Genomic DNA, 23,739 nt, shown 5'->3' with positions numbered 1-23,739 from the left:
GCCAATGGTGACTCGGACCGCCCGTCGCGGTCCAAACCTGGGAAGTAAGTTTCTGGGCTGCAGCGCGTTCCCGAAATGCCGACATACTGAGAAGGTCCTCAAACTGGAAACCGTCTCGTGAATCACTCATTAAGGAACTTCCTGATTCTTGTCTTCCTGCTTGCGACCCAGAACGCATGGAGTGCTGCTCCAGACATTGCCCGAATCAAAGCGGCGGCGGAAGCCGGTGACCGCGATGCCCAGTACCTGTACGGCACTTCCATTTACCTGACGAAGCCTGATGAGAAGATTGCCTGGATCCGAAAATCTGCCGAACAGGGCCACCCTCTCGCTCAATATGAACTGGGGGAATACCACTTGAGGTACCGTTCAGGGAAACAAGGGCTCAAGAACCGGCGTCTCGCCATTCTCTGGTGGAGCCGTTCCGCCATGCAGGGAGTCGCCAAGGCTCAGGCCCGCATTTCCAACGCCTACCTGTCTGAGGCCACAATTCCAAGAAACGAAGTCAATGCCTACATCTGGATGTCCCTGGCGGTCAAATCCGAGCCCCCCTTTCCGCTCGGGAACCCCAATATCTACCGCGAACGCTTGAAGATTATCGTCCCCAAGATTTCGTCCGCCTCAGTCACTGAAGCCGAGGCCATCTTGCGGACCTTTAGGATCGGAGACCTGAAAGGTCATAATCCAATCGAAGCGGAGCTGGTCTTTTCCCAACTCGCTCTTCAAGGTATCATCGAAAGCAACGATGAGAAAGTCGCTGCAGTGAACGGCACCCGGATCCGACGCGAGGAGACCAGAACGTTCGATCTGGACACTGGACCGGCAACCTTCCTCTGCGAAGCGATCACCTCGAAATCCGTCGGACTGCGGATAGTGGGTACACCATTTGTCCGAACTCTAGGCAATTGATCCCTCCAACTTTCGAGCCGAAATCCTTAACAATGACACGGAATAACTACATTTACGTGGACTACGAAAACGTCCACGAGGCGGATCTTGATCGCTTAGGAGGGAAGGCTGCCCATGTAACGCTGGTCTTGGGCGAGCGCCACAAGGCGCTACCAGTTCCGCTAGTGAAGCTGATTCAGTCACATGCAGCTCAGGTCAGCCTCGTCGAGACAGGTCTAGCGGCGAAGAACGCACTTGATTTTGTACTCGCTTGTGAGGTGGGACGACAGACTGAAATCGATCCGACGGGCTATTATCACATCCTCTCGCGAGACAAGGGATTTGATGCAGTGGTGCGCTATCTAAAAGACCGCGAAATCCTGGCCTCGCGTCGTGAATCATTCGCGGAAATTCCCGCCCTGATGAAGCAAGATGAACGAGCGGAATTCCTGCAGCGGCTTTACCGAGAGAAGAAAGTCTCCCGCCCAGCGAAGCGGAAGACCCTTGAATCCTCAATCCAAGCCGCCTTCGCCAAGAGCCTGACGCCCGATGAACTGGAAAAGACCATCCAGGGGCTCGTGAAGGACAAAGTGATCGAAATCACCGAGACAGGGTCTGTGACCTATCCCGAAGAATGCGGCCAACCTTAGGCAGACTGCAGAGTCCATATCAACCGAATCGTGAACTGCCAATATGCAGCTTCTGACGGCGCTCCTTCGGACTATTTGACCATACGAATCACGAGTCGACGTCAGCGTATCCGGTGGAGACCCTCACCGAGCATTAATTGCCATGTTCTGACTGAAAATTGTTCCAGTTGGCAATATCGTTGCGTCTAAATCGTCTCATCGCCAATAAGAAAACAAACCGCTACCCAAGAGCCGGCGGCAACCCCACATAGATCAAGGGAACCTTATCCACATGCTTACCTCGCACCCCATTCAAGATGAGGCTGGAGGCCTCTCATCCCGAACCGGGTTGGTAGCCGAGATCGTCGAAGGCCTCGACGCCAAGGAAGAATTCCGAGTCTTGGGGCAAGCGCTAGGAACGCTCTTAGCAGATCGATGAGCGAGCGAGTTTCAGCGGCGGACACCACCGAACAGGCGGCTCTGACGGCCTTAGTCGTAAACTGCCCCGAGTTAGCGGAATTGGAGGATCGGCTTGGCGGTTTCAATCTCTTCGATACTCTTGGCGCGGCGAACGCCGAACTGCGGCACTCGCATACCTTAGCGTGGCTCCTGGACCCGGCACAGGACCATGGGCTCGATGATCTTTTCCTGCAAAACTGGCTAATCCGAATCGTCCATGCCGCGGATGGGGTCGAGAGACCTCCTTTGTCTCCTGTCGAGATCGACACCTGGAATCTCGCAGCGGTCGAAGTGCGCCGAGAATGGCGTAGCATTGATCTCTTGGTCCTGCTGACTCACGTCGACGGCGCGCAATGGGTTGTGTGCATCGAGAACAAGGTCGGTTCAATGCAACACTCGGACCAATTGCGGCGCTACCGTGAAACAATTGAAACCGAGTTTCCAAAGGCAGCGAAGCAGCTATTCATCTTTTTGACTCGGGACGACGAAGACCCAGAAGATGACGCCTTTATATCCGCAGACTATTCCCAGGTGACTGAAGCCCTGCGCGACGCCCTGCAACGACGAAGGAATTCGATAGGTGCTGAGCCCCGGCTCCTAATGGAGAGTTACCTGCGCCTTTTGGAGGAAAGATTCATGAACGATTCCGAAATCGCCCGCCTAGCCCGGTCCATCTACCGCAAGCACCATCGCGCCATTGACGTGATCCTCGAGCACCGACCAGACGAACGTGAGGCGGCAAGTGAGGCGCTGCAGACGTCTGCGCGACAGTCCAAGGGAGTTTTGCCTGTCGCATCTACAAAAAGCTCATTCCGGTTTCTACCCACTGAATGGGACGTCCCCAAGAACCGCGCCGGAACTGCATGGGGGCCCAATGGGGCATTCGTTCTATTTGAAGTCGCGATTCCAATACGAGGTCGAACATCGCTTAGGATTATAGCCGGCAGACCACCGTATGCTTGGTACCAACGGATTCTCAGTCGGATTGGAGAAAAGCCCTTCGCATCAAAGCCAAGAACACCAAAAACGAACCCGCAGTGGATCACGATCGAAAGCTTACCCACAGGTGTTCATTTCGATCTAGATTCTGACGAAGGCACTGAAGAACAAGCGAAGCAGTTATGGAAGAAGATCGCCAATATGCTTGCGAAGCCTGACATTCAGGAGCGGATCGCAGTGATCCGAGAGCTCATCGAAGAGCTGCCGGAACCGGAAACCTAATCAGCCCCCAAGAAGAAATCCCCCCAAGACTTGCAGATGACAATGGAGTCTTCGTGTTTTGGGCCTCACTCAAGAAATCCATTGTGAACCCTCTGGACACTAGGCCAGCTCATTGAGTCTTGCGATGCACAAACTCACTCGAATATCATTCAATCCGACAGGCTGGCGTTCTCCTACTGGGGAAGCTCGAAAGTACGAAGCCAGAGGCACCTTCAATAATAGGGTCGGGTACGGTCATGAGGACTGGCTTTTCCGTTCTGAGTGGGTGATTGACGGTTGGCGTTACTCCTTCATCCAGGGCGTGAATAAGAGCCATACGAACCTGGTGCGGGCCGGAGAGTCATTCGACCTTACTTTGTTCACGATCCAACCCGACAGAATGCGACGTTTCGTAGCAACCATAAGTGATATCGAGTGCCTAGATAAATCGCAGGCTGCAGACGCCCTTGCCGAGTTCAAAAAGCGTGGGTGGTATCAAACAATGTGCAATGAGGTCGAAGAGATAGGAGGCGATATCTCTGGCCTCACCAATGCCCCTGGACCTGAACACATCCTTAACATCCGATACCAGCAAAGAAACATCTCAGAATTCCCAAAGGGCACATTCGCTAAAGAAGGAGATCGGGTCCTGAAGCTCCAACGATACCAACTGTTCGGGTTTAGGGAAACCAAAGCCAGGAACGACATACCGACACTGGCTGGAAGGTTCGGATCGCTAGATCTGCCCGATGCTCGCACGACCACACGAGAAGCAGTTCCTGCTATCGACGTAACTCCTGAACACGCCCGGATGCAGGCTCAACTGATGAAGGAGCTTCAAGCCGAATTTCCTAACTCGGCAGTCATTAGGGAAGAAGATTTCGTCGATGTCAGTGTCAGGAAGGATCAGGAGCTCCTCCTATTCGAGATAAAGACTGCCCTCCAACCTCGAAAGGTAATCCGCGAGGCTTTGGGGCAAATCCTTGAATATGCCTACTACCCGGGTCACGAATACCAGGGGCCCGTGAAGCTCGTGATCGTTGGCCGGAATGAGCTCAAGCTACGGGATCGAGAGTATCTCAGGAAGCTCCAGAATGAATTCCGTATTCCTTTGGATTACCGTGTTGTCGGCCTTACTTCCCGACCCGATTAACCTAAATTCGACATCGCGATGAACTACTGGTGGGTTAACCACAATCGCACCGCTCAAGAGGAGATCCACGGCGGCTTCATCCGAATTCCACAAACAACGGAAAGCGGGAGAGCCTGCAGAGACTACAGTAGACTTGCGGACGCGATCCCAGGTGACCTCGTAGTTTCCTCCGCAGAATGAATGATCTCATGCGTCGGCCTTGTCTGCGGCCGGTGGTCGCCCGAAACAGCGAATTCTGGTGTTTCATATATTAGCGATCAACATGTTGCGGAAGGGAAAATCCCCGTGATTTGGACGGCGTTCAACGAGCCGTTACAGCATTACAGCTCCGCCGATTCTATGGCCAGATGCAGACCCTGTTTCCCACCCAATACTCACCCATTAAGAGCGATGGCGCCGGAAACCAACTGGTGCGCTTCACCTGGATTTCCAAAGATCTGTTCTACGCTATTGTCAGACTGACCTCTGATGCGTGCCGGGTAACTTCTGAACTCCAGGAGCTCAGTGACGAAATCGCAGGAAACATCGCTGAACAAGAGATTCATGATTCGGATCTCTCAGAAACCGAGAAGATTACACTAATAAACGCTTGCCGCGGACATGGGACTTTCAAGCAAAGAGTATTGGCAAAACAACGAGGATGCAGGGTCACTGGGGTCACGGACTCCATGTTTCTAGTCGCGAGCCATATCAGACCGTGGATCAAAAGCGGGAACGCTGACAGACTGAACGGCGCCAATGGACTACTATTGGCGCCTCATGTTGATCGCCTATTCGACAGGTGCGGGATCACGTTCACCAATGACGGCCGAATGAGAGTCTCCAATTCCACAATAACCAACCTGCTGACTCGATGGAACATCAACCCAGAGGCTTCTGTAGGTCCATTTCGTCCCCAGCAAATCCCATTCCTCGCTTACCATCGACGGCATATCTTCAAGCGACAGGCAAATAATCTGAAAAGGGTCGAAATATGAAAAGAGTCAGCAACTCTTTGCTTTTGCGACCCTCGAAGATCAGAGCGAGAGTCGTTCTCCCAAGCAGAACTGGGTTTGGACCTTTTCTGGACTGATTGCATATTTGACTGGATCTCATCCAAGTGCTGTAATTGCATGGGGATAGTAATGTAACCATGGGAGAGAGCGATTTGCACCAACTCACAAGGCAGGAGCTTTATGAAAAGGTATGGGAGAGCCCGGGCATTCGACTGGCCGAGGAATTCGGCGTATCGGACGTCGCAATTGCCAAGCGGTGCCGAAAACTGAGCGTCCCTCGGCCACCGCCGGGCTATTGGGCAAAGATCGCGGCTGGACATCGCATCAAGCGCCCGGCCCTTCCGCCTTCCCCCGAGGAACTCTTAAAAGCACTGAATAGGCCGTTGTCTCGAAAACTGATCATTCCCAATTCACCATCGAACCTTCACCCAGTCGCTGAAGAGTTCCTGCATGCTGTGCAGAAGTCCAAAGAGCACTCCGACGGGCTGGTCTGGCTCGATGAACCAGCTCTGCCAAAGGCACAGATCAGCAAAGCCGCAGCATGGAGAGCGACGCAATCAATCCACGCAATCGTCAAAGAGCTTGAGTCTCGCGGATTACCATACCGCCATTCGAGACGATCATCGGGCGGTGGCTATTTCGTAAACGGCCAAGATCGGCTATTCCTCAAGATCACTGAAACGCTCGTGAGCGAGCCGAGCGCAACCCGAACTCAAGGCAGACGGTACCAGACTGTAACGCGCAACAAGGTCCCGAGCGGATCATTGCTCTTTGTCATCGAGTCCGATGATTACTGCCAAAGAACCTCCGAACAGTGGATTGACGACGGAAAGGGATCTCCGCGTGCAATGGCTTCAAAGATCATCCTCTTCACCTGCGCCTATCACCGCGAGCTAAATGAAAGGCGCGAACAAGAGGCAATTAGCGACGAAAAGGAGCGTCGGGAACTCGAGGAACTCTGGCGAAAAGAGCAAGAGGAAGAACGGATTCGTCAGCGAGACGTAGCCATACGGCGGCACCTCGAATCCCTCAATACCGTAAAGCAACTCCGGCTCGACGATCTGAGGAGAGCAGCCCAATGGTGGCAAGTGTCTCAGTCGATCACGGAGTTTGTTACTGTGTGCGAACAGCGCTGGTTGGATACTCAAGCCAATGAACTGAACGCTGAGCAGGCTAAGTGGCTCTCATGGGCAAGGGAGACAGCCAAAGCGACGGCGCCATTCGAGTCAGGTTATCCCGACCCCCTGATCGATGGCCAATTTGATCCGACTACAGTACCTTTTGGTGGACCATACCCTGGGACGCGAAACTTTCCCTCAGTTCTAGCTAAGGACGCCGACGACTCAGGTCCGCGTGAAGGTCAAGAGGAGCCAAGCAACTCTACGCCTGATTATTCCCAAAATTGGACTAGCCCTTACCACAGTGAGGGCAACCATCGCTCATGGAAAAGCCATTGGCAACGCCCCAAGACCTGATCTTCAGCCAGCAATCTCAACTGGCGGAAAGCAATTCTGTGATCCGTAGAAAATCGCCCAGAGTACTATACTCACTTCTATACCTGATCCAAAAAATGGGCACATTTGGGATCATTTCAGAAAAGGATGAAACCCGTAAGTGTCAGACCAGCAAGGAAGAGATCAAATCAGATCGGTAGTGATAAACCGGATACAGGAATTAAAAGGCAACTGCTCTACCGTTGAGCTATCGACCCGTAGAAGACAGAATCCTTTTGCCCCCTCCCCCCGTATGGCAAGAACGAAAGTCACCGCCCCTAGTCGGGACTGCGCAGCTCAGCCGAAACCTTCACGGAAAAGGAGCCCGCATCCCGAAAAGGCGGGCCCTTGACTCTCAGCGCACCCCATCGGACATCCCCCTACTGTGGAAGTCAGTACTTACAGCTTCAAACTCCGGGCCAACGCCCCGGAGCGCCTGGTGACCGTGGCCAGGAAGCGAGGGGAAGATCACACTCTGATCCTCAATCGCTACGGAATCGGCGACAATCTAGAGCCGGGTAATGGCCTCCTCAAGCAATGCGGTCTGGGTCATGCCGCGCTGGGTGGCTTGTCGACGCAGTTTTTCCCGGACCTCAGGACGCAAGCTGACCTGCAGGCGCACGGACTCCTTTGGCTTGCGACCCGCACCGGGACGGGCCCCTCCCCGTTTCGCTTTCGACCAATCCAGGAATTCATCAATTTCATCGGACCCGCTGTCGGCGATTCGATCGAACTCCTCCAACGAAACCGTCCGCTTTCCATCGAGGCTCCGAACCGTTCCTTTACTCTGCTTCTTCATAGATTCTCCTTTCGTTTCGTCGAGCCGGGCGGACGCTGATCAGGCGGACTCGGCCTTTTCGCAGTGTAAATACGCCAAACCAGACCCTCCCGCCCAATGATGCCAGGATCGCTTCGCGGGATTCACCCCGCGCTTCAGCTCGAAGAATCATCTTTCTCGGATCCGACCAAGGCCTTTGGGCAACTCAAGAGTCGATCCCGTGCTTCGCCTGGTTGGCCGCACTTTTCCTCGGATCGAATTCAAAGGCCACGAAAGAGCCTCGTCCTTTTCACTTGAAAAAACAAGTGCTTTTTTCAAAACGCTCAGACACGCAATGAAGCGCTGTCAACACACGCTTGCCGTTCGGAAGGCCTTTCCCCGCATCAATTGCCGGCCGATTGGACGACGTCAAAGTACTATACACCCTTCTATACTCGATCCGAAAATCCAGCACATTCGGGATCATTCCAGAAACTTCTGAAACCCGTAAGTGTAAGGCCAGCATGGAAGAGATCAGATCGGATCAGTAGTGTTAAACCAGATACGTCGACTAAAGGCAACTGTTCTTCCGTTGAGCTATCGACCCGTAGAAAGCGGAATTCTTTTACCCCTCCGCTCTGCTTGGCAAGAACGAAAGTCACCGCCCCTACTCGGGCCTGCGGCAGCTCAGCCGAAACCTTCACGGAGAACACGGCTGGCCTAACTCGAGATCCAAGAACTGATTTCGATCTTTTCTGCAGACCTTTGAATCCAGGAATTCCGGGATTTGCGGTAGCCCCGCCCGAAAGTCCCGCGGGATGGCTTTCAGTCTCTTGATCACTTCCTGAGAAGAGCCCGCCCCCGTGGGACAGAAAGGGCGTTGGATGCGCCTTCATTCGCTGCAGCCACTCGTTTTCCAGGATCCTCCACCCAAACGTCCTCACCACCTTCCTCTTAGGTGGTCGCCGCCTGCCGACTCCCGTCACGCCCCTTGACCTACAGAACCCAAACCAGACACTTACTCCACTTCCGTATGACACTGGCATTTCTTGCTGTGGTTTTCGGCTCGGCGCTCCTCATCTGGAGCGCCGATCGCTTTGTGGAGGGATCGGCCTTTACCGCACGCCATTTCGGTATGCCGCCGTTGCTGATCGGCATGGCGATTGTCGGGTTCGGCACCTCCGCGCCGGAGATGCTGGTATCGGTGCTGGCCGCTTCCCAGGGTAACCCGGGAATCGCGCTGGGAAATGCCTACGGCTCGAACATCACCAACATCGCCCTGATCCTGGGGGTAACGGCCTTGATCAGCCCCATCGCCGTACATTCGCAGGTGCTGCGCAAGGAATTACCTATCCTCACGGTGGTCACCGCCCTGGCGGCATGGCAACTCTGGGATGACGAGATCACCCGGCTCGATGCCATGGTGCTGCTGGCCGTGTTTGGCGGCTTGATGGCCTGGACCATCTGGCAGGGGCTGGGGAAAAAAGAGGATGCTCTGGGAATCGAGATAAAACAAGAACTGGACGTCCGTGCCATGCCCATTCGCCGAGCGGTCGTTTGGCTGGCAGTCGGACTCGCGCTGTTGATTGTCAGTTCCCGCATTCTGGTCTGGGGCGCGGTGGAGATCGCTCATGGGTTCGGGGTCAGCGACCTGATCATCGGCCTGACCATTGTCGCCGTCGGCACTTCGTTGCCGGAACTGGCCTCGTCAATCATTGCAGCCAGGAAGGGCGAACACGATATCGCTCTCGGCAATGTTCTGGGCTCCAACCTGTTCAACACGCTGGCGGTGGTGGGTATCGCTGGAGCGATACGCCCGCTGGCTGTCGGACCTGAAATCTTCAGTCGGGACATGCTTGTGATGGCCGCACTGACCCTTTCGCTGTTCGTCATCGGTTACGGCTTCCGGGGACCGGGACGCATCAACCGCATCGAGGGCGCGGTGCTGCTGGTCTGCTACATGGCCTATGCGGCCTACCTGATAAGCAAGGTTCTCGGCGGGTAGTCATGGAGGTATGCCCACGCGGCAATTCCCGCCGCACCTCGACCCGAACCCGCCACCTCCCGGATCCGCCCGCATGGAACCAAATGAAGACAGGCTGAAGAATCCGATCCCCTTCAGGCCCTCTTCGTGCTAGATCTTTTCCGCCACCAGCTCAAGGACCGAGTCATCATGCGGAACCTGCTCGACCACGCCAACCCCGCCCAGGGAACCTCTTCGGTCCACGCCTTTTCGCAGGGCAATACCCTGCCCCTGGTCGCCCGCCCCTTCGCCATGACGCACTGGGCCCCCCAGACCGAAGACAGCCCGCGCTTCTACAAGCCCGATGCGCGCCAACTGCAGGGCATTCGCGCAACCCACCAGCCCAGCCCGTGGATCGGCGATTACGGACATTTCCTGCTTTGTCCACAAAGCGGCCGTCGCCTCCTGCAGGGCGAAAGGCGCTCGTCCGTCTTCCGCCCACAGGACACGATACTGCGCCCTCACTATTTCCGCACGATCCTAGGCCGTTACCGGACTGAGGTCGAATTCACGCCAACTGAGCGCTGCGCCGTGATGCGCCTGCACTTTCCTACCGGAGAACCGGCCCGTCTCATCGTCGACCTCTTCGATGGAGAATGCCGGTTCGAGCTGGATACCAAGGGAAGCACCTTGAGCGGCTTTACCCGCGCCAACAGCGGCGGCGTATCCGCCAACTACGCGCTCTACTTCCACATGGAGCTGGAAACTCCGACGACCGGTGGCGGCTTCTTCAAAGGCGACGAGGTTTGGGAAGACGGGACGAGCCGCAGCGGAGACGGGATGGGCGCCTTCATCGAATTCCTGCCGACGGCAAAACCTGTCACCGTTCGTATCGCCACTTCCTTTATCAGCATCGAACAGGCGGGCCGCACCCTCGCCCGCGAAGTTGGCGACCGCGGTTTCGACGAGGTCCTCGCCGAATCGTCAGCGGCGTGGAATACCGTGCTCAACCGGATCCACGTCGAAGACGCCACCGATGCGCAGCTTACCACGTTCTATTCCTGCCTCTATCGGGCCCACCTCTTCCCGCGCGCCTGGTACGAATACGACGACGCGGGCCTGCCCTGCCACTTCAGTCCCTACGACGGGCAGGTGCATCCGGGTGTGCTCTATGCCGACAACGGTTTCTGGGACACGCACCGAACCGTTTACCCGCTTCTCGCCCTCCTCGATCCCGTGCGTTTGTCGGAGATCCTCGAAGGTTGGGTCCAGGCCTATCGGGAGGGCGGCTGGTTTCCCAAGTGGTCCAGCCCCGGCTACCGCGCCTGCATGATCGGCACCCACCTGGACGCAGTCATTGCCGATGCCTGCGTGCGCGGCATTACGGGCTTTGACCTGGATACGGCCTACGAGGCCATGCTCAAGAACGCCACCCGGACCGGCGACGACGCCGGCAACTATGGTCGCCGCGGCATCAGGGCCTATATGGAATTGGGGTGGGTCCCGCACGACGAGGTCGAGCACGCCGCATCACGGACGCAGGACTTTGCCTACAACGATTTCTGCGTCGCCCAGGTGGCCAGGGCGCTCGGCCACGAAGAAGACTGCGAAGAATTCCGCCGACGCGCCTTCCATTACCGCAACACCTTCAACAAAGCGACGGGCTTCATGCAGGGGCGTCTGCGCGATGGTTCGTGGGAAAGTCCCTTCGACGAGTTTCGCTGGGGCGGCGCCTATATCGAGGGATCGGCGTGGCAATGCACCTGGGCGGTGCCGCACGATGCCGCCGGGCTGATCGCCCTCTTTGGCGGACCCGGGGCCACCGTCCGGAAACTCGATGCCATGCTGTCGTTGCCGCCGCGTTTCGAAGTCGGCAACTACAACACTGAAATCCACGAGATGACCGAAATGGCTGCGGTCGACTTCGGCCAGTATGCCCATTCAAACCAACCCGTGCATCATGTACTCTACCTGTATCCATTCGCCGGTGCCGCCCACCGGACACAATACTGGGTGCGGCGCGTGCTCGGCGAACTCTATTCGCCCGATGGTTTCTGCGGCGACGAAGACAACGGCGAGATGGCATCGTGGTACCTCTTTTCGGCGCTTGGTTTCTTCCCCTTCTGCCCGGGACACCCCTCGTTTGTTCTCGGCAGCCCGCTCTTCAAAAAGGCCACCGTGCACTTGCCCAACGGCCGGGATCTCGTCGTCGAAGCCCCCGACAACAGTGTCCACAACGTCTACGTAGAGTCAGTCCAGGTGGACGGTGAAAACCACAGTGCCGCCGACATCGCGCACACAACCCTGGCCAACGGTTGCACGCTGCGCTTCAACATGACCGACCAACCCGTAGACTCTCCACACGCAGCCGGCGACCTGCCGTTCTCCTTGTCCACCGAGCTTTCTTGAGACCGTCGCCGCCGGAACTTCCCGATTCGGTGCCCCGAGCGAAACCCAGGCCGCACTTCACAATTCGCCTGCCTGTCGCTTGATGGTTGAAGACATGGGTCTGATTCCATTTCCAGCGCCACACTCCCTGACAGAATCGCGGATCCCGCTCAGCCGCCGCGGGTCCCGGTATGCGGTTCACGACGCCACCGCCTCTCCGCTCATTCGTGCGAGGATCTCATCCCGGCGCCTGCGTGCCTCGGCCAGATCCCGGGTGGCCAGACTGCGACGGACCCGACTGGCCGTATGATCCGGCAAGTGGAGGGTGTAGTGGATCCACCAATTCCCCCGGTTGTTCCGGTAGAGGTGATGGCGATCGTTGCGGGGATCGGTGCGGAGGCTCAGGACGCCTCCCGATAACGTGCTGTCGGTCATGGGTATCGTGGTTTTCGAACACGCACCCTTCCGCCCGCGTCAAAAAAAACGCCGGGCACTCATCAGTGAGCTCCCGGCGGATCAGCGAACGGGAGAGTGCTTGGATTCAGTGGTTTACTGCGCATCCCGCGGGACCGTGAAAAACACGACCCCGTCTGGACCACCGTGGTGACTCTCATCAACCCGGTTGGCGGCCCCGCTGCCTGCGGAGCACTCGAAGGATGTTGTGGGAAAGAACGAGGAAGAACCTAAGGCTTCACCTCAGGGATACAAATCAATTCCGTGTCATAGCCTGCCGGGACATCCGATCATCCGGTAATCGGATCCGCCAGTAGATCCCTATCCGGGTCCCGGATTCCGGATTCCGGAAGGCAACCTTCAGCGGTTGGGCCTCTCTGACCGAACACCGGGTCGAAGAACACTGCGTGTTTTCAGCCGGATGCGCTACCCCCGGCGGATGCGGTGACCCAGTATTGAGAGGCATGACAAGCACGCCAGAGTTTGAAGATCGATGCCGTAATTCGCCACGAGGGCTTCAAAACCCGATCGACGTGGGAACGAAAGGATTTGGCTAAACGGGCTCGATGACCTAATCATCACCCTAGCCCCGTTGATGGTTGTCATGGTTTTTCATTCACCACCCATGTGGCCGAAGACCGGGGCGGACCAAATCCTCTCCTCAATCGCTGTTTTTCGCACGAGAAGACCTCACAACACTATCGCTCAAAAAGACACGACCAAGCCTGACCCCTTTTGCCCGTTCACACGCCCTGCGCGGGCAGGCAAAGGTGCGGTTCTTTCCGGCACAGACATGCGTGACTCATGACAACATGGACATTCTCAAAGCGGTAATGGATGCCGGAGTGGTCGGGGCCGGCGGGGCCGGGTTCCCCACCCACATCAAACTCAAGGCCGAGGTCGAATACGTCCTGGCCAACGGTGCGGAGTGCGAACCGCTGCTGCACAAGGACGCCGAACTGACCGAAGCCCATGCCGCTCAGGTCATCCGAGGGATGGAGGCATCGATCCAGGTCACCGGGGCGAAACAGGCAATCTTTGGAATCAAAGCCAAACGCGCAAAGACGATCGCCGCACTGGAGAATGCGACGGCGGGAACGCCGATCAGGATCCAGAAGTTCGGAGACTATTATCCAGCCGGAGACGAGTTTGTCCTTGTCCACGAGTGCACCGGGCGGCTCATCCCGGCGGGGGGCATCCCGCTGCAGGTCGGCGTCGTGGTTCACAACTCCGAAAGCCTCTTCAATATCGCGGAGGCGATGGACGGCCGGCCGGTCACGCGCAAGTTCCTGACCGTGACCGGCGAAGTGAAACGGCCGATGAGTCTGGCCGTGCCGGTGGGCATCACCCTGCAGGAAGTGATCGATATTGCGGGCGGCGCCACCAGGGCCGACTGCACCGTATTCGTCGGCGGTCTCATGATGGGCCGCATCGAGCAGGACCTCTCCAAACCGGTCACCAAGACCACGGGCGGATTGATCGTTCTGCCGACCCAGCACCGGCTTGTGCAGCGCATGTTGCGGCCGAAAGAAGCCATGCACCGGATCGGCAAGTCGGCCTGCGACCAGTGCAGCTATTGCACCGAGTTCTGCCCCCGCTACCTGCTGGGCTATGACGTGCAGCCGCACAAGGTCATGCGAACCCTTGGGTTCACCGCCACGGGTAAGGAAAACTGGAGCAAGTGGGCGGACCTATGCTGCTCCTGTGGACTCTGCACCCTTTACTCCTGCCCCGAGGACCTATTTCCGAAGGAAGCCTGCGACCAGGCCAGGGACGACCGCAAGAAAGCCGGACTGGCGCGCTGGCTCGGGCCGGACAGGAAGATCACCGCACACCCCATGGAGGCCGGCCGGCACGTGCCGATCAAGGCGCTCATGCTGAAGCTCGGGGTGAAACATTACGATGTTTCGGCGCCGTGGACCGACGTTGATTTCGACGCCCGCCGCATCACCCTGCCACTCACCCAGCACGTCGGCGCCCCGGCCCAGCCGGTGGTTCGTCCCGGCGACCGGGTCGCGGCGGGACAGTTGGTGGCCGACATCCCGGAGGGCAAGCTCGCGGCCCGCATTCACTCCAGCATAGCCGGCACCGTCACCTCGGTGAACGGCGCCATCGTCATCGAGAAAACCTGATACTCCCGCCATGCCCAAAAACGCCATCGGAATCGTCGAACTCTCGAGCATCGCGGCCGGCTACCTCACCAGTGACGCCATGCTCAAAGCCGCCGACGTGGAAATGCTGTTGGCCCGATCTATCTGCTCGGGAAAATACATGGTCGCGGTCGCCGGCGATGTCGCCGGTGTGGAGGCCGCCGTCCAGGCTGGGGTCGGTGCCAGTGAGGGCGCCGTGATCGACCATGCAGTGCTCGCCAACATCGATGAAGCCGTCTTTCCCGCCATCTCCGGCGCCGCCACGGTCACCAAACTCGACGCCCTGGGTGTGATCGAATCGTTTTCCGTCACCTCGATGATCGAGGCCGCCGACGCCGCAGTCAAAGCGGCCAATGTCCAGCTCATCGAGATCCGTCTCGCCATGGCGCTCGGTGGCAAGGCATTTGCCACCCTGACCGGCAGTATTTCCGCCGTTCAGGCCGCGGTCGACGCCGGAGCCGGCCTCGTCGCCGCCAAAGGCCTCCTTGTCAATCGTGTCGTCATTCCCCGCCCGCATCCCAATCTGCTCAATGAGATGATTTGATCCGGGCGGCCGAGTCCCCGGGCGCCAAAGGATCGTTACCTGCGCGTTCACTTGCCGGATTTGACCGCCCTCTGCCTATTCCGACCGGCCGGCGGTCGATCCGCCGGGGTTGACATCGGAACCGATTCTTCACATCGGAAAGGCGATGCGTTTGTTTCTGTTTTCCATTCTCTCATGGGTTGCTGCCTGCGGTCTGGCCGTTGGATCCGAGACCATGAAATCGTCGACGACTACAGCGGCGCATTCCAGCGGCGGCAGTTCTGCGGATACCCAAAACGGATCCGGCTCGGTCATCATCAGGATCGTGACAGTGCCCGAAGTTGACACCGAAACACTCCGCTTCGAAGGCACGCCGGACGGCCTCATTACTTTGCGCCTCGGACAGGAAGAACAGCTGGTCACGGAGAACCTGAAACCCGGAACCTACACATCCAGATTGTCCGTCATCAGCCCGACACTGCTGGCCCGCGGCTATCACCTGCAGACCATCACCTGCGACGACGGGGAAAGTCCCGGACCCAGCACCGGCGACGTGCCCGCCGGAACAGTCACCTTCAATGTGGAAGAAGGCGAGACCGTCACCTCTACGTTCACATTCACCGCCCATGACTGCATTTGCCCTCGGGAGGGGTCCTGGACCATCACGAACCTTCCGGGCGCAATGGTCTGCACCGGAGCTTTCAACATGACCGTCCCGCTCCCGCCCGATACAGCGACCGGGAAACTGATCTTCCAGGATGGGTGCGACACCATCCTCGGAACCGATTTCTCGCGCGATACCGCCGACCTCGTCATGCACCGGGTGGCCGACTGTACCTATGAAGGAACCGTCGGTGGATCTCAGGATGGAATCCCCATGGAGATCCACTTCACCTGGCGTGTTCAGAACGAGGAGTACATCACCGGAGAACTCCACTCGCAGGTCAACCAGAGCGGCGCGACCTGCACGATGTCGCGCACGTTCGAAATGCGATTCAAACAATAGCGGAGGTGGCTCTGCTGGATCGGTTAAGGCAAATCGGGGGGCGTCAACTCTCGTCCATGCAAGGGTAAGGCCAGCGCCGTTCAGGAGCTTATTGAAGAGCACACCCTGAATTATGATCGGCAGGAAAGCGGTTGTCCGTGTTTCAGGGCCTGGAATCGATTTTCTGTCAGTTCGCGAGTTCGACCTTTACGGAGTGAATATTGCCATCGAAGCGGAAGGGGACCTTTTTGAAGTAATCCCGAGCCACGGGTGAGCCGAGGTCGACGCCAACGTCGAAGGACTCGCTGGCAGTGAAGGCGGCGGGGACGGTCATTTTGGTGGTGCCGCGGGCGACCTCCCTGCCGTCCACGCTGAGGATGATGTCGGCGGGCGAGCCGGGATTGGGCTGGGCCAACTTTGTTTCCACGACAATCGTGTGCTTGCCTGGCGCGAGCTTGTCCGGGGACTTGATGAGGGTCCGGTAGACGATCATCAGGTTGTATTCGAAGCACAGGTGCCCGTCGAGGATGTAGCAGGAGAGGCCGCCACCCGAACCGCCCATGGCGTAGAGCACGCCGTTGGCATCCTCGCCGGTCTCGACGTCGAGCGTGATAGTGTTGCTGTGGTTGCCGACCGCGGGAGCAGTGAACTCGGGCATCCGGGTGGTGGTGTCGTCGAAGGTCCAGCTGGTGTAGGGAGTCTTGATGCGGTCTTCGGGATGGAGGCGCAGCCAGATGCCGGCGCCGAGCGGGAAGACCTTGTTGTCCTCGGCCTCGGCGAGGAAGAGTTCCTTCAACTCGGCGAGTTTTTCCGGGTACTCCGCAGCGAGATCGTGCGCCTGGGAGAAGTCCTTGGTAAGGTCGTAGAGTTCCCAGACATCCTTGGCCGAGTCCCAGTCGGCGAGGTCCTTCTGGGCGTTGAGCCAGGGGATGAGCGGGCCGAAGGTGCAGGCATACCAGCCTTCGTGGTAGATGCCGCGGCTGCCGTTGTTGTCGAAGTACTGGGTCGGCTTGCTGTCGGCAGCGGAAGCATCGGACAGGCTCTTCGCCATGCTGGCGCCGTCCATCGGGTCCTGCTCGAAGCCGTTGACGACCTCGGGTTGCTTGATCCCAAGCAACTCGTAAATGGTCGGTGCGATGTCGTTGACGTGCTGGAACTGGGTTCGCGTGGTTCTGTCGGCCTTCAGCCTCTTCGGCCACGAGACAACGAGAGGGTTGCGGGTGCCGCCGAAGTGGGAGGCGACGAGCTTGGTGTTCTGGAACGGCGTGCTGCCCGCCCAGGCCCAGCCGGCATGATACATGTTGTCGGTGACCGAGGTGCCGAGAGCTTCGAGGCCGCCCAGTTCTTCGAGGGCCTTGATCTGCTGGGAGACGGAGTTGGGAATCTGGTTCTGGGCGAGCAACTCGCTGATCGAGCCGTTCTGGCCTTCGGCGGACGATCCGTTGTCGCCCCAGATGAAGAAGATGAGAGTGTTGTCCTTCACGCCCATCTCCTGCATGGCGGAGAACAGGCGGCCGATCTCAGCGTCGGTGTGCTCCGCGAAGCCGGCGTAGAGTTCCATCAGGCGGGTCTGGAAGGCGCGCTCCGATTCAGGGATGCTGTCCCATGAGTCCATGGTGGGGTGACGTTGGGTGAGTTCGGTGTCGGCCGGGATCCAGCCCATCGCCTTCTGGCGGGCGAAGATTTCCTCGCGCAGTCTGTCCCAGCCCTGGTCGAATTGGCCTTTGTATTTGTCAGCCCATTCTGCGTTGACATGGTGCGGGCCGTGCACGGCGCCGGGTGCCCAGTACATGAAGAAGGGTTTGTCGGGCGAGAAGGCGCGATGCCTCTTAAGCCAGCTGATCGACTGGTCCACCATGTCGTCGGTGAGATGGTAGGTCTCATCGTGCGGCGGCTCGATGGCCGTGGTGTTCTCGATCAGCCGGGGCTCATACTGCGAGGTCTCACCGGCAAGGAAGCCGTAGAAGTAGTCGAAGCCGTAACCGGTGGGCCAGTAGGTGAACGGACCCATCGCGGTGGTCTGGTCAGCGGGAGTGTTGTGCCACTTGCCGAAGGCGGAGGTCTTGTAGCCGTAGTTGCGCAGGACTTCCGCGATGGTGGCGGAGGTCTTCGGGATGATACCGGTGTAGCCGTCCCAATCGACCGCGCGCTCGGCGATGGTGCCGGAGCCGACACGCTGGTGGTTGCGGCCGGTGAGAAGCGCGGCCCGCGTCGGCGAGCAGATCGCGGTGGTGTGGAAGCGGTTGTAGGCGATGCCCTCTTCGCGCAGCCTGGTAAGGTTCGGCGTGTGGGCGAAACCGCCGAAGGTGTCCGGCGTCCCGAAACCCGCATCATCAACCAGGATGATCAGGATGTTTGGTGCGTCCACTGGGAGACGCTCCGGCTCGACGCGGCGCTGGTGAATGGAGTCCTGAAGGCGCGGCGCAGCCCTGCTGGCGGACAGGGTCGGCGGAAATGGCAGGACGGAGCCGTCGTCGGGGGTGGTGGCAGAGATTGGCAGAGCGAGCCCACACAATAGGGCGAGCAGCGTTGGTTTCATGTTAATCGTTGTTGGCTTTCCTGGATAGGCGATAGCTATCCGGATGCCGTTCAGAGGTGCGTCAGGTAGCCTGCATTTCACTGGTAGAGGTTCTTTTTCAAAATACGCAAACGATTTTGTTCCAGCTGTGAACCACTCTCAGGCATTCGAGAGACCCGTCAATTGCCCAGGTATGGTCAGTAGAGCATGGCGGTGGGCATGGGATGGTGCCAAAGGGGACTCCGCTGGTGCCTATCGACCCGGCTCAACCGCGCTCAATCCGACCCGGCAGATCGGGTGATTTCGCGGAGCAGGCGCCGGTAATGGAGATAGTCCGTGAAGGCCACGTCCTCCCGGACGCGTCCGTCGGCCAGCGGGATGTAGCCGCCTTCTTCAAGGAGGGGCGGCACCTCCTCGCGCAGGATGCGGTCGATGGCGTGGCGCCCGGCGCGGATCGCGTCCAGGTCGATCCCCCCGATCAGGCGCAGGTCACGTCCGAACTCGCGGCGGATGGACCGGTAATCCATTGCGGCGGTATTCACCTCGCAGGCCCAGAGACAGTTGAATCCGGATTCGAGGACTGCCGGCAGGAGAATCCGCGCATTGGCGTAGGTGCGAAAGATAATGGTGGAAACGCCATGCCGATAAAAAGCGTTAAGCACCGGCTGATAACTCGGCAGGAGCAGATCACGATACATCGACGGGGAGATCAGCGGCCCCGCGTTCCCGCCGATGGGTTCGCTGAAGACAGCGGCATCGATCTCGGTCTGTTCCAGGATGTGCTCGGCCAGAGCGGCGCAGAAGCGGCCCTGGATGTGCATGGCCTCGCGGACGACGCCCGGGTCATCGCCCAGGAGGAGCATCAGGTCCTGGAAATGCTCCCAGTTCCGCACGCCCAGGGTAGGGAAAAAGCCCCGGTGGATGCGCAGCATGCGCACCGTGTCCGCGGACTGAAGTTCTTCGCTTACGGCGCCCGCCATCGCGGCCAGCCGTCCCGCGTCGTGCGGATCAAGCCGTCGTTCCATTTCGGCCAGGTCGGTCCGGGAGCGCGGACGCCCTGGCATCTCCGGAGCCGGTTCCAGGTCCGGTTGCAGTTCAACCTTCGGATCCGCCTGCAGGACCCAAGCCTGGGCCTCGACGGCACCGGGGGACTGCCGGCGCCAGGCTTCGAGCACTTCGGCACGGATGCCTTCCTGAAAATAAGGCACCCGGTCCGGGGATCCAGGCCCCATCGTTTCGTGGAAACGGCGGCGGTGGGTCATGCTCTCACGCACCCGGCAAGGTTACGGAGAGTACCCGTCCGGCGCAATCCCCGGATCGCGTAACGCGCACCTGTGCCCGGTCGCGGATGTCTACTCCGCCCCTCGGACGCCGGCCGACCTGGCTTTCTGCTCCTCCAGCCAACGCGCGCACTTCTCGAGTCCCCCGAACGGATAAAGGTGAAAGCGGCGGGTTCCCCGGACCGCGGCGACGAAGGCCTCGGGCTTGTTCGACACCAGGAGCCGTCCGAGATTGAAGCCCTGCTTCTTCAGGACTTCCGTCGCGGCGGACACCCCGCAGGTCTTGGCATACTTCAGGAGCGTCTTGAGCGAGGCCGGACCCGCCACTCCGACCGCCACGGTCTCGTTGATCCCGGTCCGGCGCAGGTCCTCGATGTAGGTGGTAACGTTTTCCGGAGAGAAGCTCCACTGGGTGACGATTTCCACCTCGATGCCGGCTGCGTGCAGGAATCCCAGTTTCCGCTCGAGGCTCCGGCGGGGATCCGGGTCAGCGGGATTGCCCTCGGGATGGCCTGCCACGCCCACGGTCCTGAGTCCCGAGCGTTCGAACGCCCGGGTCCGCAGGACATCGAGGCTTTCCGTGAAGGGGCCGGCCGGACGACCAATGCCGCCGGCCAGGACCAGCGCCTTGGCAATCCCAAGACTGCGGATACCTTCCAGGAAGGTATCCAATTCGGCCTCGCTCCGGAATTCGCGCGCAGCGATGTGCGGAACCGGTGCGAAACCCTGGCCCGCGATGGTCTCGATTGCCGTGAGGATCGCCCGGATTTCGGAACCCGGTATCATGGTCACGAAGACCTCGTCGACCAGGCCGCGTGCGACCGAAACCCGGTCGGCGTGGGCGGGCACGACCTCAAGGGTCCAGCGGATCTGCGCGTCAGTCGTCATGTGTGGTTGTCCGGTGCGGCAGCATGAAGCGGGCCCCTGCCCGGTCGATCGCGGTGGGAACGCCTCAATGCTCCTCCGGCACCGGACGCGAGGTGCGAACGACCGCGCCCACCTCGGTCTGGACATGACGCTCGACTGAAGGCTTGGCCGTGCCGCCGTTTTCCTCGCCCCAGATGACCGTGACCTCCGTCCCGTCGGCCGCGGCCTCGCGGTTGACCATGGCCAGTGAAACCCAGGCCCGTGTGTTGGAGGTGTAGACGTTGTAGGTCGAGAGCCCGACCAGCTTCCCGTCCATGAGCACCTGGTCGAACGGCAGGGTTGAATACTGGGCGCCGGGCATTTCCAGGTGCTTGAACCGGTCACCGTGCCCCAGGGCGCTGGCGTAGATCCGGAGCACGTCGTCATTGTTCCAGACCAGCCAGACCTTTTCGCGGTGGGGCTTGTCGGCCATCGCCTCGAGGGCGGCCCGGCCCACGAAGTCATGGTCGAACTTCACGTGGCGCCCGTAGCCGAGGTCCCAGGGCGTCTGGTAATAGTCCTCGATCCGGTCCGAGACAAAGCTGCCGCCGATCGACGCGTTGGCCTCGAATCCGTCGGCCGGCAGCCATTCGCGGTAGGCCTTCATCGACTCGCTGAACAGGGCCGGCATCGGCGACGGAATCCAGCCCGACTCGGGCGAGACGGTCGAGTAGGCCCGGCCGCCGACCTCGCGAAGGCCGAAATCGGCGCCGGCCTTCAGCAGCGCGGCGCGGACGTCCTCGCCGTATTCCGACGGACCGAACAGTTCCATCCCCTGCGTGCGGGCCATGCCGTGGCCGAGCGCCTGGATCGGCCGTCCCGCGATGGACAACGAGGCGATGTTGAAGAACTTGACCACCGGCATCGGACCGTCGACCACCTTCTCCAGGATGGCCATCGAGTGCGGGCCCTGGATCTGGAAGCGGAAGGTCTTGCGCCGCCCCTGGTTCTGGACCGAGCGCTCGTCACGGGTCACCGTCACGTTGTAGCCGCCCTTCTCGGCATTGTAGGCCACCCAGTGAGGAACGGACGGACGACCGCCGATGTTCACCTTGTTCTCGCCCAGCCCGAAGAGGATGGCATCCCCGATTACGTAGCCCTCCGGGTTGCAGCACACGATCTGCTTGGCCTTGCCCGGCCCGAAATTGGCGAAGGTGTTGACCGCGAGGTCCGAGAGCAACCGCATGAGGTCCGGGCCCTCGAAATAGATGTCGGTCATGTGGTGCGAGAGGTCGAAGAGCGCGGCCGTCTTCAGCCAGGCCTCCTGCTCGTCCCGCCAGTTGCTGAACTCCGGCTTGATCGGGAACACATAGGGGCCGACCGGCGCATTGCGCAGCATGTCGACGGGGCTCTTCCAATTCTTCAGTTTGTCTTCAAGCGATTTCATGACGGGTAACAGTGCGGAAGGCCGGAATCCCGGGACCTTGGGTTTCGCCCCGGTCTCCGCTCAGGAAGGCGGAGAACCTTGTCCGGACACCCCAAAAACTTCGACGGAAACTCCCGTTAAGGCAAGGCCCGACGGACAGTCGTTCCAGCCCGCGACGAGCAATCGCCGCACGCCCGTTCCACCCCCTCCGGCCGACTGAGAAATCGCCTCGGCACCCTTGAAACACTGCCGCTTCCGGCCGCCGAAAATCGAACGATCCCACCAATTTTGCCTCGGACTAACCCGGAGCCCACCGGTGGCACGCGCCACGCCCAGGGGATATGCGGGGCCTTTCCTCCCGAAACCTGAAAGGTGCCCTCTTTCGCCTCTCCCATTCTGACCGGAGCCACCGGCAAGTCATTGCCCGTTCCGGCAGGAGATCGTGGCTTTCCCGACCAGAGGAATCCGGGAGGACGCTTCGTCTTCCCCCCGGGAAAGCTTGAACCGGGCGGGCCTGGCCGGCTATTCTCGATCCGCCGCCACGGCGGCAAAAAGGAGAGCAAGATCATGACGGACGGTTCATTCGAGAAACGGGTCCGGGAATTCCTCGGCAAAAAACGCATCGCGATCTGGGGCGTGGAGACGGGCAAGCCGGCTCCCGGGGAATGGGTGGCCCGGAAGTTGGGCAAGCGGGGAGCCGAGGTGATCGCGGTAAACCCCGCATTCGCCGACGACCCTGCGGCAGACCGCGCCTCGTCGCTCACCCGGATCGACCCACCGGTCGAGGCCGTGCTTCTCTATGTCGATCCCCCGCAGGTCACCGAGGCGGTCGAGGACTGCATCGCCGCCCGCGTCCCCTTCGTCTGGCTCCACGATGCGATGAGCCCCGGCGCCGCTACGGCCGAAGCCATCGAGCGGCTGCGCGGCGCCGGGGCCATCGTCATTCCCGGGCTGTGTCCGATGCTCTATCTCAAACCGGCCGATCCCGCCCACTTCTGCCTTCGCTGGGTCCTGCGCATGAAGGGCAAGGAGCAGCGCGTCCGAAGCGAGACGCTCTGAAGGCGGCGGCGGGTCCCGCCCGACCGGATCTCCCGATGGGGGAACCGGGTCGGGTTTCCGGGCAATACTTCAGCGGGGTTGTTGCGCGGGACAGTTTAACGGATAACCGTCATCTCATCCGCTTCGAGTCATGACTGCCGACATCCTGGTACGCTACCTCCACTTCGCTTCGATCCTCACCCTGGTGGCCGCGGTGGCCGCCCAGCACTGGGGTCTGCAGCCGCGGCTCACGCGTCTGCAGCTCGCGCGCCTGCAGCGGATCGACCTGGTCTACGGGATAAGCGCGGTCATCGTATTGGTCACCGGCCTGCTGCAGTGGTTCGTGGTCGGCAAGCCCGCCTCCTTCTACTCCCCCAACGGCATCTTTCACCTGAAGATCACCCTCTTCCTCCTCGTCGGGCTGATCTCGATCTACCCGAGCGTCTTCTTCGGTCGCCAGCGCAAGGGCGAACCCTCCGACGAGGTCGCCATCCCGGCTTCCTTGATCTGGAGCGTCCGGCTCGAGCTGATCCTGCTCTTCGCCATGCCGCTGCTCGCCACTCTGATGGCCCGCGGGATCGGCCTGTCGACCTGA

Annotated in this window: 18 protein-coding genes; 12 read left to right on the top strand and 6 right to left on the bottom strand. The window is 59.7% G+C overall.

Translation table 11 applies throughout. From position 1 onward, the window contains the following. Window positions 1–117 precede the first annotated feature (117 nt). The 5 genes from R3F07_11950 to R3F07_11930 all read left to right on the top strand — a co-directional run bounded on the left by R3F07_11950 (window position 118) and on the right by R3F07_11930 (window position 6,799). A complete protein-coding gene (locus tag R3F07_11950) occupies window positions 118–909 on the top strand; it encodes a tetratricopeptide repeat protein (protein ID MEZ5277086.1) in 792 nt (263 codons plus the stop codon). Window positions 910–965: 56 nt separating this feature from the next. Further along, a complete protein-coding gene (locus R3F07_11945) occupies window positions 966–1,538 on the top strand; it encodes a PIN domain-containing protein (protein ID MEZ5277085.1) in 573 nt (190 codons plus the stop codon). A gap of 414 nt (window positions 1,539–1,952) precedes the next feature. Further along, entirely contained in the window at window positions 1,953–3,197 is a 1,245-nt protein-coding gene (locus R3F07_11940; protein MEZ5277084.1) for a PD-(D/E)XK nuclease family protein, read from the top strand. A 124-nt stretch (window positions 3,198–3,321) separates the two neighbouring features. Continuing rightward, window positions 3,322–4,329: a hypothetical protein gene (locus R3F07_11935; protein ID MEZ5277083.1), complete on the top strand. Its 1,008-nt coding sequence runs from the start codon at window positions 3,322–3,324 to the stop codon at window positions 4,327–4,329. Between the two features lie 1,132 nt (window positions 4,330–5,461). After that, window positions 5,462–6,799 carry a hypothetical protein gene (locus R3F07_11930; protein MEZ5277082.1) on the top strand — a complete coding sequence of 446 codons (1,338 nt, stop codon included), beginning with the start codon at window positions 5,462–5,464 and terminating at the stop codon, window positions 6,797–6,799. Between the two features lie 526 nt (window positions 6,800–7,325). Here the strand turns inward: R3F07_11930 and R3F07_11925 are convergent. Further along, a complete protein-coding gene (locus R3F07_11925) occupies window positions 7,326–7,616 on the bottom strand; it encodes a hypothetical protein (GenBank protein MEZ5277081.1) in 291 nt (96 codons plus the stop codon). Between the two features lie 991 nt (window positions 7,617–8,607). Between R3F07_11925 and R3F07_11920 the strand changes: the two genes are divergently transcribed. Continuing rightward, window positions 8,608–9,579 (top strand): calcium/sodium antiporter, encoded by a 972-nt coding sequence (locus R3F07_11920; GenBank protein ID MEZ5277080.1) that lies wholly within the window; start codon window positions 8,608–8,610, stop codon window positions 9,577–9,579. Window positions 9,580–9,705: 126 nt separating this feature from the next. Next, window positions 9,706–11,946, top strand: a complete 2,241-nt coding sequence (locus R3F07_11915; GenBank protein ID MEZ5277079.1) for a GH92 family glycosyl hydrolase — start codon at window positions 9,706–9,708, stop codon at window positions 11,944–11,946. Between the two features lie 177 nt (window positions 11,947–12,123). Here R3F07_11915 and R3F07_11910 read toward each other — a convergent pair whose 3' ends face one another. Then, window positions 12,124–12,360: a hypothetical protein gene (locus R3F07_11910; protein ID MEZ5277078.1), complete on the bottom strand. Its 237-nt coding sequence runs from the start codon at window positions 12,358–12,360 to the stop codon at window positions 12,124–12,126. Window positions 12,361–13,190: 830 nt separating this feature from the next. On the opposite strand from R3F07_11910, the gene R3F07_11905 reads away from it, so the two are divergent. The 3 genes from R3F07_11905 to R3F07_11895 all read left to right on the top strand — a co-directional run bounded on the left by R3F07_11905 (window position 13,191) and on the right by R3F07_11895 (window position 16,057). Next, entirely contained in the window at window positions 13,191–14,510 is a 1,320-nt protein-coding gene (locus tag R3F07_11905) for a 4Fe-4S dicluster domain-containing protein (protein ID MEZ5277077.1), read from the top strand. 10 nt (window positions 14,511–14,520) lie between these two features. Beyond that, window positions 14,521–15,072, top strand: a complete 552-nt coding sequence (locus R3F07_11900; protein MEZ5277076.1) for a BMC domain-containing protein — start codon at window positions 14,521–14,523, stop codon at window positions 15,070–15,072. Between the two features lie 214 nt (window positions 15,073–15,286). Further along, window positions 15,287–16,057, top strand: coding sequence for a hypothetical protein (locus R3F07_11895; GenBank protein ID MEZ5277075.1), 771 nt, complete (start codon window positions 15,287–15,289; stop codon window positions 16,055–16,057). Between the two features lie 166 nt (window positions 16,058–16,223). Here R3F07_11895 and R3F07_11890 read toward each other — a convergent pair whose 3' ends face one another. The 4 genes from R3F07_11890 to R3F07_11875 form a co-directional block, all read right to left on the bottom strand. Further along, window positions 16,224–18,575: an arylsulfatase gene (locus R3F07_11890; protein ID MEZ5277074.1), complete on the bottom strand. Its 2,352-nt coding sequence runs from the start codon at window positions 18,573–18,575 to the stop codon at window positions 16,224–16,226. A gap of 254 nt (window positions 18,576–18,829) precedes the next feature. Then, window positions 18,830–19,786 carry a uroporphyrinogen decarboxylase family protein gene (locus R3F07_11885; GenBank protein ID MEZ5277073.1) on the bottom strand — a complete coding sequence of 319 codons (957 nt, stop codon included), beginning with the start codon at window positions 19,784–19,786 and terminating at the stop codon, window positions 18,830–18,832. A gap of 120 nt (window positions 19,787–19,906) precedes the next feature. Further along, window positions 19,907–20,722, bottom strand: coding sequence for a methylenetetrahydrofolate reductase (locus R3F07_11880; GenBank protein MEZ5277072.1), 816 nt, complete (start codon window positions 20,720–20,722; stop codon window positions 19,907–19,909). A gap of 64 nt (window positions 20,723–20,786) precedes the next feature. Continuing rightward, window positions 20,787–22,127, bottom strand: a complete 1,341-nt coding sequence (locus tag R3F07_11875; protein MEZ5277071.1) for a hypothetical protein — start codon at window positions 22,125–22,127, stop codon at window positions 20,787–20,789. A 351-nt stretch (window positions 22,128–22,478) separates the two neighbouring features. On the opposite strand from R3F07_11875, the gene R3F07_11870 reads away from it, so the two are divergent. Both R3F07_11870 and R3F07_11865 read left to right on the top strand, forming a co-directional pair. Continuing rightward, the gene (locus R3F07_11870; protein MEZ5277070.1) at window positions 22,479–23,165 is read left to right on the top strand and encodes a CoA-binding protein; all 687 of its coding nucleotides are present in this window, start codon (window positions 22,479–22,481) and stop codon (window positions 23,163–23,165) included. Between the two features lie 130 nt (window positions 23,166–23,295). After that, a complete protein-coding gene (locus R3F07_11865; GenBank protein MEZ5277069.1) occupies window positions 23,296–23,739 on the top strand; it encodes a DUF2214 family protein in 444 nt (147 codons plus the stop codon).

The sequence above is a fragment of the Opitutaceae bacterium genome (assembly GCA_041395105.1).
In the GTDB taxonomy this organism is placed as follows: domain Bacteria; phylum Verrucomicrobiota; class Verrucomicrobiia; order Opitutales; family Opitutaceae; genus B12-G4.
Note: the sequence above shows the minus strand (reverse complement) of the source record. Positions and strands in the feature narration are given on the sequence as shown.

Coding starts and splice junctions, on each gene's coding strand:
- R3F07_11865 (MEZ5277069.1), top strand. CDS start 23,296: ATGACTGCCGACATCCTGGTACGCTACCTCCACTTCGCTTCGATCCTC.
- R3F07_11890 (MEZ5277074.1), bottom strand. CDS start 18,575: ATGAAACCAACGCTGCTCGCCCTATTGTGTGGGCTCGCTCTGCCAATC.
- R3F07_11875 (MEZ5277071.1), bottom strand. CDS start 22,127: ATGAAATCGCTTGAAGACAAACTGAAGAATTGGAAGAGCCCCGTCGAC.
- R3F07_11930 (MEZ5277082.1), top strand. CDS start 5,462: ATGGGAGAGAGCGATTTGCACCAACTCACAAGGCAGGAGCTTTATGAA.
- R3F07_11885 (MEZ5277073.1), bottom strand. CDS start 19,786: ATGGGGCCTGGATCCCCGGACCGGGTGCCTTATTTTCAGGAAGGCATC.
- R3F07_11920 (MEZ5277080.1), top strand. CDS start 8,608: ATGACACTGGCATTTCTTGCTGTGGTTTTCGGCTCGGCGCTCCTCATC.
- R3F07_11925 (MEZ5277081.1), bottom strand. CDS start 7,616: ATGAAGAAGCAGAGTAAAGGAACGGTTCGGAGCCTCGATGGAAAGCGG.
- R3F07_11900 (MEZ5277076.1), top strand. CDS start 14,521: ATGCCCAAAAACGCCATCGGAATCGTCGAACTCTCGAGCATCGCGGCC.
- R3F07_11905 (MEZ5277077.1), top strand. CDS start 13,191: ATGGACATTCTCAAAGCGGTAATGGATGCCGGAGTGGTCGGGGCCGGC.
- R3F07_11940 (MEZ5277084.1), top strand. CDS start 1,953: ATGAGCGAGCGAGTTTCAGCGGCGGACACCACCGAACAGGCGGCTCTG.
- R3F07_11935 (MEZ5277083.1), top strand. CDS start 3,322: ATGCACAAACTCACTCGAATATCATTCAATCCGACAGGCTGGCGTTCT.
- R3F07_11910 (MEZ5277078.1), bottom strand. CDS start 12,360: ATGACCGACAGCACGTTATCGGGAGGCGTCCTGAGCCTCCGCACCGAT.
- R3F07_11880 (MEZ5277072.1), bottom strand. CDS start 20,722: ATGACGACTGACGCGCAGATCCGCTGGACCCTTGAGGTCGTGCCCGCC.
- R3F07_11895 (MEZ5277075.1), top strand. CDS start 15,287: ATGAAATCGTCGACGACTACAGCGGCGCATTCCAGCGGCGGCAGTTCT.